Origin of the sequence: Leptospira ilyithenensis, from assembly GCF_004771005.1 — a bacterium.
Taxonomy (GTDB): Bacteria; Spirochaetota; Leptospiria; order Leptospirales; family Leptospiraceae; genus Leptospira_A; species Leptospira_A ilyithenensis.
This window is the reverse complement of sequence record NZ_RQHV01000002.1, coordinates 21,813-35,155: the sequence shown is the minus strand read 5'-3', so window position 1 is coordinate 35,155 and position 13,343 is coordinate 21,813. Positions and strand designations below refer to the sequence as shown.

General features: G+C 40.8%; 14 protein-coding genes. 9 read left to right on the top strand and 5 right to left on the bottom strand.

Going from position 1 to position 13,343, the window contains the following annotated elements; genetic code table 11:
* Positions 1-3: 3 nt before the first annotated feature.
* Entirely contained in the window at positions 4-507 is a 504-nt protein-coding gene (locus EHS11_RS00530) for a chemotaxis protein CheD (RefSeq protein ID WP_109022387.1), read from the bottom strand.
* A 69-nt stretch (positions 508-576) separates the two neighbouring features.
* Here EHS11_RS00530 and EHS11_RS00525 point away from each other — a divergent pair, with 69 nt between their 5' ends.
* From EHS11_RS00525 to EHS11_RS00515, 3 genes are all read left to right on the top strand, one after another.
* Entirely contained in the window at positions 577-1,791 is a 1,215-nt protein-coding gene (locus EHS11_RS00525; protein ID WP_425460521.1) for a TraB/GumN family protein, read from the top strand.
* A 34-nt stretch (positions 1,792-1,825) separates the two neighbouring features.
* The gene (locus tag EHS11_RS00520; protein WP_135762468.1) at positions 1,826-2,248 is read left to right on the top strand and encodes a hypothetical protein; all 423 of its coding nucleotides are present in this window, start codon (positions 1,826-1,828) and stop codon (positions 2,246-2,248) included.
* Between the two features lie 74 nt (positions 2,249-2,322).
* On the top strand, positions 2,323-2,775 hold the full coding sequence (locus EHS11_RS00515; protein ID WP_135762467.1) for a four-helix bundle copper-binding protein: 453 nt from the start codon (positions 2,323-2,325) through the stop codon (positions 2,773-2,775).
* Between the two features lie 60 nt (positions 2,776-2,835).
* Here the strand turns inward: EHS11_RS00515 and EHS11_RS00510 are convergent, their stop codons facing one another.
* The 3 genes from EHS11_RS00510 to EHS11_RS00500 are packed head-to-tail and all read right to left on the bottom strand — an operon-like array spanning position 2,836 to position 7,077.
* Positions 2,836-3,669: an esterase/lipase family protein gene (locus tag EHS11_RS00510; RefSeq protein WP_135762466.1), complete on the bottom strand. Its 834-nt coding sequence runs from the start codon at positions 3,667-3,669 to the stop codon at positions 2,836-2,838.
* 49 nt (positions 3,670-3,718) lie between these two features.
* Positions 3,719-5,881: an adenylate/guanylate cyclase domain-containing protein gene (locus EHS11_RS00505; protein ID WP_135762465.1), complete on the bottom strand. Its 2,163-nt coding sequence runs from the start codon at positions 5,879-5,881 to the stop codon at positions 3,719-3,721.
* Positions 5,878-7,077 (bottom strand): M48 family metalloprotease, encoded by a 1,200-nt coding sequence (locus EHS11_RS00500; protein ID WP_135762464.1) that lies wholly within the window; start codon positions 7,075-7,077, stop codon positions 5,878-5,880. Before EHS11_RS00500 ends, EHS11_RS00505 begins: the two co-directional genes overlap by 4 nt.
* Positions 7,078-7,177: 100 nt before the next feature.
* On the opposite strand from EHS11_RS00500, the gene EHS11_RS00495 reads away from it, so the two are divergent.
* Genes EHS11_RS00495 through EHS11_RS00475 form a run of 5 tightly spaced genes read left to right on the top strand, consistent with a single transcriptional unit; the run spans position 7,178 to position 12,221 of the window.
* A complete protein-coding gene (locus EHS11_RS00495; RefSeq protein ID WP_135762463.1) occupies positions 7,178-8,704 on the top strand; it encodes a hypothetical protein in 1,527 nt (508 codons plus the stop codon).
* A 10-nt stretch (positions 8,705-8,714) separates the two neighbouring features.
* The gene (locus EHS11_RS00490; protein ID WP_135762462.1) at positions 8,715-10,166 is read left to right on the top strand and encodes an OmpP1/FadL family transporter; all 1,452 of its coding nucleotides are present in this window, start codon (positions 8,715-8,717) and stop codon (positions 10,164-10,166) included.
* Positions 10,167-10,197: 31 nt separating this feature from the next.
* Positions 10,198-10,533, top strand: a complete 336-nt coding sequence (locus EHS11_RS00485) for a hypothetical protein (RefSeq protein ID WP_246047463.1) — start codon at positions 10,198-10,200, stop codon at positions 10,531-10,533.
* A gap of 12 nt (positions 10,534-10,545) precedes the next feature.
* On the top strand, positions 10,546-11,964 hold the full coding sequence (locus EHS11_RS00480; protein WP_246047462.1) for a UTP--glucose-1-phosphate uridylyltransferase: 1,419 nt from the start codon (positions 10,546-10,548) through the stop codon (positions 11,962-11,964).
* Positions 11,964-12,221, top strand: a complete 258-nt coding sequence (locus EHS11_RS00475; RefSeq protein ID WP_135762461.1) for an LA_0364 family Cys-rich lipoprotein — start codon at positions 11,964-11,966, stop codon at positions 12,219-12,221. The genes EHS11_RS00480 and EHS11_RS00475 overlap by 1 nt, the downstream gene beginning before the upstream one ends.
* Here EHS11_RS00475 and EHS11_RS00470 read toward each other — a convergent pair.
* Positions 12,211-12,828 (bottom strand): TetR/AcrR family transcriptional regulator, encoded by a 618-nt coding sequence (locus EHS11_RS00470; protein WP_135762460.1) that lies wholly within the window; start codon positions 12,826-12,828, stop codon positions 12,211-12,213. The two genes, EHS11_RS00475 and EHS11_RS00470, sit on opposite strands and share 11 nt — an antisense overlap.
* A 100-nt stretch (positions 12,829-12,928) precedes the next feature.
* On the opposite strand from EHS11_RS00470, the gene EHS11_RS00465 reads away from it, so the two are divergent.
* Positions 12,929-13,342: an acyl-CoA thioesterase gene (locus tag EHS11_RS00465; protein ID WP_135762459.1), complete on the top strand. Its 414-nt coding sequence runs from the start codon at positions 12,929-12,931 to the stop codon at positions 13,340-13,342.
* Position 13,343: the final 1 nt, after the last annotated feature.

The following is a 13,343-nucleotide window of genomic DNA, read 5'->3' as shown; positions in this document are numbered from 1 at the left end:
TGATTATCGCACCTTATACAGGTATTTTTCCATACCTGCTTTTTTCAGCAAAATTCTACCATCTTCCGTATACAAACTGATGGTTCTACCTTCGTTTCCGGCAATGTCTTCCACTATAATTGGGATTTTCTTTTCTTCCATAAATTTTTTGACAATTGCGATATTTTGCTCACCTATGTTCTGTAAAAAATTGGAGTTGATTCCTTTGAACATGGAAGCTCCGCCAAACATTCTGCAATTGAACTGGCCTATGGAAGAACCGGCTTCTTGCATCATCTTGATAAGTTCCGGTAGAGCTGTTTCCCCGTATTTATGTGGAGATTTTTGGGAATCTTTGCCAGTAGGGTCTTTGGCGAGCATGATGTGTGAAATGGCCCCGATTTTTTGCTCGGGATCGTAGAGAACGATTCCAATACAGGATCCTAAAGTCGTACGAAGGATGTCCGTACCTTTTCCGACTTTGATATCGGCGATCCCTACATTTATGATTTTAGATTTTACCAACATTCTTCTTGTTTTTGGAGAATGGAACCATTACTTAGGTTTAAAGGATAGAAATCCTATACAATGCCTTCAATCAAAAAATCAATTACAAAGCCAAAAACAACAAGAAAACCGAGTTTTAAAACATCCGAACCCTACAAATTGGAATATTTTGGGAAAACCGAAGTCCATATTCTGGGAACTGCTCATGTTTCCGAAGTCAGTGTCAAAACGGTTGAAAATCTAATCGGAAAAGTAAAGCCGGATTCCATCTGCGTTGAGTTATGCGAATCTAGAATGAAATCGGTAGAAGATCCCGATTATTTGAAAAAATTGGATATCTTTAAAGTATTCAAAGAAAGAAAGATGTGGCTTCTCATGTCCAGTTTGATTCTGTCTTCTTTTCAAAAGAAGATGGGTGGAGACGTGAAACCGGGTGACGAATTGCGAAAGGCAATCGAGCTTGGTCGGAAAACAAATGTTAGTATTATTCCTGTGGACAGAGACATTCAGACTACTCTGAAACGGTCGTGGGGCAACGTTTCCTTTTTTTCCAAGATGTATTTGCTCAGTGCTCTCATCACTTCTCTTTTCGTTCGTGAGGAAGTAACAACTGAAAAAATAGAAGAGATGAAAGGGGATGATATTTTAAAAGATCTTTTTTCCCAGATCCCCAAACGATATGAATCGGTCAAACACGTAATTATCGATGAAAGAGACATGTATCTTGCTGAAAAGATCAGAAGAGCCGCGGTTGAACCGGGTGTAAAAAAAGTTGTAGCTGTCGTCGGGGCAGGGCATTTGCAAGGAATCTTAAATCATATTCATAAAACAAACGATCTGGTTCCCTTGGAAGAAATTCCTAAAAGAAAATGGCAGGATGTTGCGAGTCTTATCGCATATCCACTGTTCTTCGGAGTACTGATCGCCTATACTACTTGGTCTCAAGGAACCGGTGCCGGTGTAGATTTGGTTTCCAAACTTATAATTGTAAAAGGCGGACTCGCGGCCCTAGGTGCAATCATTGCACTCGCTCATCCTATTTCCATTTTCCTCGCGTTCATCACAGCACCCATTGGCACTTTCCTGCCTATTTTCAAAGCAGGTTGGGTCGCAGCATTGGCGGAGTCTTATTTAAGGAAACCTCTTGTGGAAGATTTTGAAAAAATCACAACCGATTCCGAATCTTTTTCCGGATTCTGGAGAAACCGCGTGATCCGGATTTTTCTTGTATTCTTTCTGCCTCAAATCGGATCCACAGTCGGAACTTTTATTGTTGCTTGGAAAGGGTTAAAGGGTTTATTTTAAGATTAGATACTGATTGTATCGGTCTAATATTCGAATGAGGAAACATCGTTCCAAGTCATTGGCATTAGTTCTATGTTTTGCATTCCTTTTGTTTTTAGGATGTAAAACCGCAGTGCTTGATCTATGCCCCGGCGATTTTTCGTTTTATAAAACCAAAGTTGAGTCGACGACTTCCCATCTGCCGAAATGCCATCAAACTGCTCCTGGCCATGAGAAAAAAGCTTCGAAAGAAGACTGTGATTGTCCGCTTGCGTTTCAGGAATTGCGCAATTCCGAGCCTTCCTTTTCTTTGGAAAAGCTTCCGATCCAACGGATCAAAATCTTTTTTTCCTTCTATCAAGCGGATGAATCCCTAAATCCTCTATTTCCCTTTTCCCACGACTTTTTTTCCAAACACTCCATTCGCTATTTTTCTTCTACGGATCATTTTTTGGATTCGGTTCGACTCATAATTTAAAATTCTAAAAAGAAAATAGATTTCTATTTTCTTTTACCTATTTTTTGTTTTAGAATTTAATAAAGGAATTATATATGAACCGAAAACAATTTGTAACCAATTCAGCGGCAATGCTCGCAACAGCAGGCTTAGTCAATAGTCTTTTCGCAGAAGATCATAAACATGATATGACTATGCCCGCGACCGCAACAACGGGAAAATCCAAGTATGCAAAAGTTTTGATGTCTGCAATCCATTGCAAACTTGCCGCTGAAGTCTGCTTGGGACATTGCATCACCGAACTTGCTAAAGGTGATAAGATGTTGGGTGATTGTGCAAAGTCAACGAGAGAAACAATCGCGGCTTGTGAAGCATTTATCTCTCTTGCGAGCAACAACTCTCCATTCACGAAAAAGATGGCATCTCTATGCGTGGAAATTTGCGAAGCTTGCGCGAAAGACTGCAAAAAACATGCGGAACATCATGTTGTCTGTAAAGATTGTTATGAAAGCTGTGTGACTTGTGCCAAAGAAATGGCAAAAGTTTAAACCGATTAAAAACAAAACTTCATGTCATTCCGAATGGAATGACATGATCCGATCTAAATCCTATCTTTTCTTTTTCTTTGCCGCTTTTTTTACGCCTGGTTTTTTAGCAGTCGGTTTTGCTTTCGGCTTAGGGCTGATTTTTTTCTTTGCTGCGACTTTCACCTTTTTACGGTTTGCCGGATCAAATTTGGAAAAATCCACTTCAATCTTTTTCGGTAAAGCATGAACGGGGCTTGCTTTGGCTGCGGCCTGTGTTTGAGGATCTTTAGGCGTTCCTAAAAACTCCCGAATGGTTCGTAAATTTTCGTGACGTCTCACCAAATTATAGTTACCTGGTATATCAAACCACAAGTCCCTGCCTTGACCGAACTCAGTACTTTCTTGCGGAGAGAAACTGAAATCTTCGATGGCAGACAGAGGCTGGAATAAAGGAAAAAAGAGTGCGTTTTTATAATTTTTTTTCACCCAGTCCGATTCGAATCCCCAATAGGAAAAACGGGAATCGCTAAAAAAATGGGATCCATGGAAGGGTGTACCTAAAGTGATCAGCCTTTTGACTTTTCTTCTGGACTCATCAGGTAGCACCAAACATAACAAACCACCTGTATTATGGGCTATCACCGTTGCTTCGTTAGGTGCCGTTAAAATTTGTTTGGAAAGATGTAGAACAGCATCTTCAACGGAAACGGGATTACGCAAAGTGGAAAGGATTGCCACATGAAATCCTAGATTGTCCAAATCTGCTTTGAGTCTTCTGTAGAAATCTTTTCCGGCCATATGACCGGGTATAATAAGTATGTCTTTTCCTTGGCAATCTTCCGGTTGGGAATGGCCGGGTAGGAAGTAGAGAATTTTTGCCCAAATTTTTTCTAGTGCGTCCAGAAATTGAAACATACTATGAGAATTATCTTTGGGGGAGATTCTTGTCTATGAAAATCGAATATTATTTAGTAGTTCTGGAAAAAACCCCATCCCAATTTTCGCCGGGGGGCTCTTGAAAAAGGACTTCACATCTTTTGATAAGCAATTGGCAGGCAACATCTTTTTTCCCGAAAAATCCCTCTGCTTTTTCAAATTCCTGAATCGCTTCTTTCCATTTTTGTTTGCTGTATAAATCAAAAGCATTTCGGTATGCGATCTCACCCGTCGTTTCGTTATCGGATTGTTTTTCTTTCGTACTAAGAAGAGAATAAATTTTAACGGGTTGATCTTTTCCTTTGACTCGGATTCGATCCAAAAACCGAAATTGAAAATGTTCTTTGCATACGGCCTCGATGGTTTCCGAAACCAAGATATCCGCTCCGTAATCTTTCGCCGCCGCTTCCAATCGGGAAGCAAGGTTTACAGTATCTCCCATCATTGTATAGGAAGCCAGACTTTCCGTTCCCATAAAACCGACCTTAGCTGGTCCGCAATTCAAGCCGATTCGGATTTTCATCTTTCTGGCTGATTCGGTATAATCGTTTTTTGCCGTCCAGGATGTTTTCAACTCCGCTAATTTTTGGATCATGGTAAGGGATGCTTTGCAGGCAAGTTCCGGATGGTGTGCATTCTTCAGAGGCGCCCCGAAAATTCCGACGATAGCGTCCCCGATGTATTTGTCCAAAGTTCCGGAATTTGATTTTAAAATCTCGGTCATTGCGGAAAGATATTCGTTGAGCAAACGGGCAAGCTCACTTGGAGAAAGCTCTTCGCTGATGGAGGAAAATCCTGCAACATCTGAAAAGAAAGCGGTGATTTCCCATTCGCCTCCTTTTTTGAGAGATTCAAGATCTTCCAAAGCATGGGACACGACACTCGGATCGACTAAGTTTCGTAAGATGTTATTGTATTTCCTTTTGTCTTTTCCTTCTATATAAGTCAAATATGCGTAACCTAACAAATAGGATACGGGAAAGGAGGTAACAAAATGAGAAGGAGGAAGGATCGTGTTGAATCTATAACAAACATAAAACGAAATCAGGAAAACTGCAGTTGCAAAAATGGGAAAGACAATCCGCAGCCAATGATGAGTTGCAAAAAATAAAACATAAGTGCCTATCGTCAGAAGTATTACTGCAAAAAGTCCTCCCCAGATTTCCGGAATTTCATACAGAACGTGATTTTCTATCATATTGGAAGCGAACACCGCTTGCGCGATCACACCTGGAAACAATCCGAAAGGAGTTACCACATCATCATGCGTTGCCGCCGCAGAAGTCCCGATCAGTACTATTTTATCCGTAAAAAAACTGGGAGGAACAATCAGATCGGCTTCCGATTCCGCCTTGCCCGTCTGAATCATTGTTTGAGATTGTAAAACTCCTCCCGCAGAGTATCTTGGAATTTCCCTGATCTGTTTTTCCGAATAAAAATAAGATCGAATCAACCCTGATTTGCCCAAAGGGAAACTGAAAGTTTTGTTTTTTTTGGAAAGAATCAATGAGCTTTTTTCCAAAGAAGTTTTGATTTCTTCTCCGCCAGCAAATCCTTGATAGGCGATAGTAGGATAGTGGGAATCTTCCCATTTTAAGAAAGGGGCAAATCTCCTGAGAGTTCCGTCATTGTCTGGAATGATATTGACTGCATGGATGAGAGGAGTGGTTTCTCCTATTTCCCCGTTGGGAAAGGAAACAGTATTGAACGTGGGAAAAGGAGAATCTCCGGGGAGCGGGATCTCAAATTTTTTGTTTTTCCCTTTTTTCTCGTCTAACTGTGTATTAATGTCCGTTCTAAAATTGACAGCATGGGATATATTGGAGAAAGATCTGTTCGCTTCCGCAATACTCGAATCATCTTCAGAGCTTCCCGTAAATAGTATATCGACTAATATCAATTTGGGGGCACCCATTTGGATATAGGAAAATAAAATGGGATAGACGGTCCTTTTCCAAGGCCAGCGGCCTAAATCTGGATTGTCTGCATATTGGGCCAGACTTTGTTCGTCAATGTCAACGATCACAACATCTTTGGAAAAGGAATTATGTGAAGGAAGTAAAAGAAAAAAACTATCGGAGATCTTTCTGTTCCAGACTTCGCTGATTCCCAAAAATGCGAAAATCAGCAACACAAATACAGGCACAATCACACTTAGAAGAAAGGGTAGAAAAAATTTTTGGTTTTTCATGGAATAAGTTTTATATATTGGCTCCATTCCTCTTTTTCGGCGGATGCATCTTTATTGGATACCGTAGTAGATTCTATTTTGGCAAGCTTGGTGACTCTCGTTGTAGTATCGGGGTGGGTATGCGTTAGTTGTTTTGCGTTCGGGGCTTTGGAAAGTCTGCTGAGATAATTTCCCAACCCGCCGGCCGGATACCCGGATTGTGCTGCCAGTATCGCTCCTGCTTCATCTGCTTCCCATTCAAAGGAAATATCTCTTCCAGTTTCGAAAAATTGTTTTTCCAGTTCACCTAATGTAGCTGAGGTGGCGGCACTGATGACTTCGCCTCCCGAAGGTCCTAACATGCCCGTGATGATTTCTAAAAAAACGTTCATTTTTTCAAAGCTACCGTTATGAAATAAAACTACATGTCCTATCTCGTGAGATAAAACTCCTGCAAGTTCGGATTCGGATGAAATTTGACGGAGGCCGGCTTTGGTAAGAAAAATAAATCCGCCGGGACAGGCAAATGCGTTGATTTCATCGGAATCTAAAATTCCAAATCGGAAATTCAAGTCACCTCTGGAAGAGTTATTTGCAATCTTTGTTCCCACTCTGTTGAGGTATTTTGTAAGTTCTTCTTCTTTGACTAAACCGTATTTTTGAATCAGTCTTGCTGCTAGCGCTCTTCCTACTTTTACTTCTTGTTCGGTATCAGTGGATACAGATCGGGAGAAAGAAGTAGGGAGAGAGTTTTCCGTTCGTTTTGTAACAGTAATATTTTCAATACGAAGAGATTCCAACCAACGCAAAGATTCAAAGTCATAAAGTTCCGCTCCCCCTCTTACTCTGAGTTTTTCAGTTTCGGAAAGTCCTCTTGCTGCTGCAGTCTTTGTAAAATCGGAAGCTCTTTGCCTTGCAAGAACTGCTTCGGAAGAATTGGAAGCAGTTCCCAGTTTTATTTTTTCACTGGGAGGCAGAGGGGATACGAATAGTTTTGAGACCCAACCGATTTTATCATTATTGCGTACTTGTACGAACAAGCCTTGTTCGCTCGTTTGTGTTAGGCTTTCTCCCATAGAAAGTGGTAACCCATCGGCTGTTAGTTGGGGAGAAGCCAGCAATTTTGCTTTAGGACTTTGCACATAGAGGATTCCTTTGGCAAAACTGCTAAAGAAAGAACAAACCAGCAAAAATAGAATCAAATAAGTCCGTTTCATTAACGCATATCCAAAGCGATTTCACTTTGTTTGAAAACTCTTTTTTATATTTTGCTAATCCGGTTGACAATTTATTTCATAAATAATCATGTTTGCTTAAATGAAAGCATACTACTGTGTTTCTATTGTACTCATTGCAAGTTTTTTCTCCTGCAAGCCTGCTAAAGATACTAGCAATAGCGTTGAAAACTTGCTTGCTAGATTACTCATCCGAAACCAACTCTCCTCGGTAATCAATTCCGAATTACCTTCCAATCTTGCGGTGGCAGTTCCGCGTTCCATTCGCAAATCCAGCACAACATCCGGATCCGTTCGTGTAGTGGATGCAGCTTCCATGATCACTAACAATGAAACTGGACTTGCTATCTTACAGGAAGGAACAACGACCATTGGTCAAATTTTACAGGAATCAAAACGTGATTTGTTTCTATTATCAGGTGTGTATGAAAAAGCAAAGGCGAACCCGGGTATTTGTTTACCCGGAGGTACGGCTTCCATTTCCGTAACACAAGCAGCGGAAGACGAGTTTGTATTGGGTATGACTCGACTGGGAATGTCGGAAGACAACGCAAAGAATGCAGTGGCACGTCTTCAACAAAATGGAATTCTTCCTTCCGTCGGCCAATCTGTACCATCGCCTGCTGTAGTTTATCGCGATTCTACCGATCCTGATTTTGATAAGGAAATATCCTTTTCCTTTAATGACACGATTACAGTTGCCCAATCTTGTCCGAAAAACAAGATCTATCAAAAATCCATGCGTTGGAAAACGGACAAATCATTGGTATCCTCTTCCATCCAAAAGACTGTAAAGTTTTTCAACCTTACTCTGGAAGTATCCGCATCTATTTCTTATTCTTCGAGTGAAGGTAAAAAGGATAAAACCGTCCTTAAGACCACACAAGTGAGTTCTCTTGGCAACGGAAGCAAAACCAAAAGCACTGCAAAACTGATCATGGAAGAATGTTCCACAGATACGGAATCAAATGTAGGGAATTGCATCTCACTCAAATATACTTCGGAAGAAGATAATAACGGTAAAAAAATTACAAACACCATCACTGGGAAGACAGACAATGACGGTGGATCCGTTATCACCGAGCGAGTGGACAAAACGGATAATACAAAATATAAAATTATCGAACTTTATGATCCTGAAGGGAACATTCTTTATCTCGAAATCAATGATTTGAATACTTTGGATTATGATTCCTACGGAGAGTTAGACGATGATCTGGCTGCAAAGTACGGATATGGACAGGAAGCGAGTTTTGACGGAGCTGTGAATGTTACCTTGGGTGCTTCTTGGTCCGGTGGTATCGGTCAAGGTACTTCACCTTATCCTACCTATAACACTTATACCGAATATGACGAGTTTGTATTGGTTCCTACGGGAGACAACCCCAATGAAAGCGAAGATTCCATTCTTGGATACGGGTTGTTTTGGGATGAGGATGCGAACGTGGTTGATCCATGGGATGATCCGGATGAGATGGCAATTGATTATTTCGGAGTCGCCGACGACGTCCAGAGCGGTTTGAAGGTCTGGCGGATTGTTTATTCCGACGAAAATTACAATTATTACTATCAACTACTACCAAACATGACGGTAGCTGTTGCACCTTAACAGGAAAAATATGAAAAAAATATTATATGCATTTGGTTTTACTTTTTTAGTTAGTTCCGTTTCTATATTCGCTTCGGAACCGTTTAACAACATACAAGGGTTTTACGGGGAACGCGCTGCGGGTCTCGGGGGTGCGTTTACCGCTCTTTCGGACGATCCCTCCGGTGCTTATTACAATCCCGCCGGGATGGCTTTTGCGCATAACGATGGTTTCTCATTGTCAGCGAGCAATTTCAAGAATGTAAAAAGAAGTTATATCAATATCGATACACCTGGTCAGATGTACAACCAAACTCACCAGGGATTCGATCCCAATTTCGTCGGTATTTTGAAAAACTTTGACAAGTGGAAGTTCGGGTTTTCCATTGTGAACACTTATAATTACGCTTATGACAGGGCAGATCAGGTGAACTACCCGTTGGTTTCTCCGACGATCAACCAAACAAGAAATTATGTAAAAGAAAAATATTCTCAGTTGCTTGTGGGTCCGAGTTTTGCCTACCTGATCACGGATAGACTCTCCATAGGAGCAACTCTCTATTATATGAACGACACGAAAGAGATTTCCAGAACTCAGTTTCAACAGTATTCAAACCTATCTTACGTTATGCGGAGCTATGTGGACAACAGACAAACTACGGGTCTTATGCCGATTTTGGGAATTCAATACCAACCCCACCAAAAAGTATCCTTGGGAATGAGTATGCGTAGAATATTTGTAACCGGCGGAAACCGCCTTTATAATGAAGTTTACACTGATTCCGCCCGTAATGCGGGAACTTCTGCGGTGGATTTTTTGGAAGGAACCCAATCCGGATTTTCTTCCATCGAAGCCGGGGTAGTGACTCAAAAGCCCAAATTGGTCAGCTCCATTCCTCAAACAACAGAGATTAGGTGGGGGGCTGCGTTTTTTCCTACCTCGAGGTTCCTTGCTTCTTTTGATGTCATTTATACTTCGGGGTACAGAACCAATCGTTCCCAGGATGAGATCAGCAAATCCGGAAACAAATATACATACACCCTGAATGATACCGAGGTGAGAGAGCTGACCCGAGTTTCCACCATGAATTATGCGGCAGGTATGGAGTATTATTTGATGGATACTTTCTCGGTGCTTGCGGGTGCTTTTACCAATGAGCCGAATACAAAGCCGATTTCCTGGACGGAATCCGCAGTAGATCTTTATTTACAAAATCTCTACAACAACCAACTTTCCGCTTCCTCAGGGGAAAACAGTTTAGTATATAAATATCCTAGGTCCGGGACCAATACTAGGAATGAATACTCCAGAAACCGGGGACTGAGTTTAGGTTTTTCCTGGGTAAATGCAAAGTCTTCCATATCGCTTACTTTCATTCGGGAAGTCGGTTCGGGAAATTCCCGAATTGACCCCAGCTCGCTTTCTCAATCTTTTGAATATAGTGCGCATTCCGTTTACATTATGGTCAGTTCCAGGAACTAGATTTCTTCCGTTCATTTTCATTTTTTTATTTTTGGGAGAGGGTTCACTTTTTACTGAATCTTCTCCGCCCTCTTATGCGCGTGCTTCCCAGGAATTGGTGATAGCTTGGGAAAAGTTGTATCCTCTCCCTTTTCGGGAAATTTTAAAACAGGATCCTTTGAAAAAAGGGATTCAAACCGAAAAGCGCAAAGATACGAGAAAAGTTTGGATGTACAATTTTTTAGTATTTATGCCAAAGTATGATAGACGGGAGAATGTTCCCGTTCCCAGAAAAGAAGGTAGAGAAGTCCAAGTGATATTTCTCTGGGAGCCGAATCATTTGGAAGAACCGTACCGATTGCAATTGGGTGAATGGAACGGAAATTAAGCAGGAGAAATTATGCCGATTCCTAAAGAAATATCTGAGACTTTGATTTGCGAAAAAATGCTGAAGGAAGGTTTAAGCGAAGCCTTCGTTTCCGATTTTTTACAAAAAGTGGATCTGGTCCGAAAAGGAGAAAACGGAATCGTTACTTGGAGCGAAGTAGGCGATTTGGATCCTGAAATCGATGAAATCGATTTTTTGGAAATTCAAAAATTATACGCATCCGATCCGAACACTCTGTCCAAGCTCGTAGTGATCAAGTTAAATGGCGGACTCGGAACATCCATGGGATTGGAAAAGGCAAAGTCACTGATCCCGATCAAAGACGGTAAATCCTTTTTGGCTGTGATTGCCTCACAAGTGGAATATATTAGAAGTTTGTGTAATATTGAAATTCCTCTTCTTTTGATGGATTCGTACAATACTCAAACCGACAGTCAAAAGGAATTAAAACAAATCGGTTTCAAACAAAGCCTGACCAGTTCATTTTTACAACATAAAGTACCCAGACTGATTACGGGGGATCTGGTGCCTGTTTCCCTTTCACATGCGGTGGAAGAATGGTGTCCCCCGGGGCACGGAGATATTTATTTTACATTAGTTGAATCCGGGATTTTGGATGAACTTCTTTCAAAAGGTTATGAGATCGCTTTTTTATCCAACGGAGACAATCTGGGTGCGACCGTAGATCCTCATATCGTATCCTATCTTTTGCAAGAGGGTGTTGATTTTGCAATGGAGATGACTCCCAAAACACTTGCAGACAAAAAAGGGGGGGCTATTTACAAAAAAATTGTAAATGGCAAATTCTTAAAATATGAACTTTTGGAAACGGCTCAGGTTCCCAAGGAAAACGAACATGAGTTTGGCGGTCTTGGAAAATTCAGAACATTTTCCACAAACAATCTTTGGATCAATTTACGTTCTCTTAAAAAAAGATTTTCCGAAGGGAATTTTTCCCTTTCTCTTATTGTAAATCCCAAACAAGTCGAAGGAAAAGATGTGATTCAGTTGGAAACCGCGATGGGTTCCGCTGTAGGAAATTTTCCTAAATTCAAAGGCATCATCATTCCTAGAGACAGATTTGCCCCTGTAAAAAAAACGGAAGACTATCTGGTTCGCCGTTCCGACGCATACATTCTAAACAAAGATTATTCTTTGACTATGGCCCCTCTTCGTAAAGAGAAGGGATTGGGAGAGGTATTAGTCAGTTTGGATGATGCATATTATAAAAAGTTAGGACCTTTCGATTCTTTGTTCAAAATCTATCCTTCCATGGTGTTCTGCGAAGAATTGACTGTAAAAGGGGAAGTTGAGTTCGATCAGTTTGTGGAAATCATAGGCAAAGTAAAGATCGAAAATCTTTCCGGGAAAAAACAAAAATTATCCTCTTTGAACAAGTCCCGCTTGGAAAACGAAACGGTTGTTTTGTGATGCGATATTTTCCTATCTTACTGCTTTCGTTCTGCCTGATCCGGTGCGGCTCTCCGTTTTCTCCCAGATCCGGTTGTTATGAAAAAAACAAATGTTCTACGATCGAAGGAACTTGTTTTTTGCAGAATGATCTTTTTTACCGATTTGCCGCAAATTCAGGAGAATACTCCAATCAGGATTTGAGTATTCTTATAGGAACTTGTATCGGCTTGGAAAAAAGTTGCAGGAAAAACTGCGATAGCGGAACTATTTTTTAAGCTCGGAACGGATTCTTTCTCTCATGGAAATTTCCATCCGGGCAATATAATCTTTGTTTTGCGAAATTCTCCAGCTCATAAGCCCGCCTTCATAAAGATTGATCAGATCCCTTGAGACTTCCAGCGATTGAAAACCGGAAGAGATTTTGTTTTTTTCCTTTAATTTTGTAAAAAAATTTACAAACATCTTTTCCCAACGTTTCACGGAAGACTGAAACTCGTATTGAAAACCGGAATTGTCCAAGGGAAACTGACTGGAAAATAAAGCGATGGGGCAGCCCTGGTAAATCGCATCTTTCGATCTGATTTGTATTTGAACTGCTTTGGACAACTCATCTACAAACGAAAGTGGGTCTTTGCTTTTTGTAAGGATATTTTTCAACCATCCTTGCACTTCTACGGAATAGTGATGGATCACTCTTTTCCCCAAGTCCTCTTTTGAAGGAAAGTGGTCGTAGAAACTCGCTTTGGCAGTATCTGATTCTTTGATGATTTGATTGATCCCTGTGTTCGCATAACCTTGGCGATAGAAGAGTTGGATCGCTGTTTTTAGGATTCTTTGTTTGGGGGGAATTTTACGAACCTCGCTTTTTTCGATAACAGCCATAACTATTAATCTACCTAATTCCCTTCAAAAGTCAAGTGTAATAGACAAATCTGTCTACTTTTCTGTTGACAGACAGACTTGTCTGTCAAAGAATCGAAATATGGACCAAACATTAAATTCCCCCTTTGTTTCAGAACTTTCGGTACTTTGGAGCGATATGGATTCCAATGGACATGTAAATAACGGAGTATATCAGTTTTATTTTGATGAAGCCAGGATGCAGGCATTGGAAGAGGAAGGGTTTTCCCTTGCTAAAATGAGAGAAGAGAAAGTGGGACCTGTAATGTACAAGGCCGAACTCAGTTATAATAAACCACTCAGTCATCCGGATAAGATCAGGATTGAAACTACGTTCGGTGATGTCACAAAAACAAGAGGAAAAGTATTTCAAACCATGAGAAGGGTTTCGGACGGAGAATTAGTCTGTCAGGCGGTATTTCATACTATCTTTTTCAATTTCAATACCAATAGGCCTTGGAAACTTCCTGATTGGTTTATCGAAAAATATTCCTGAT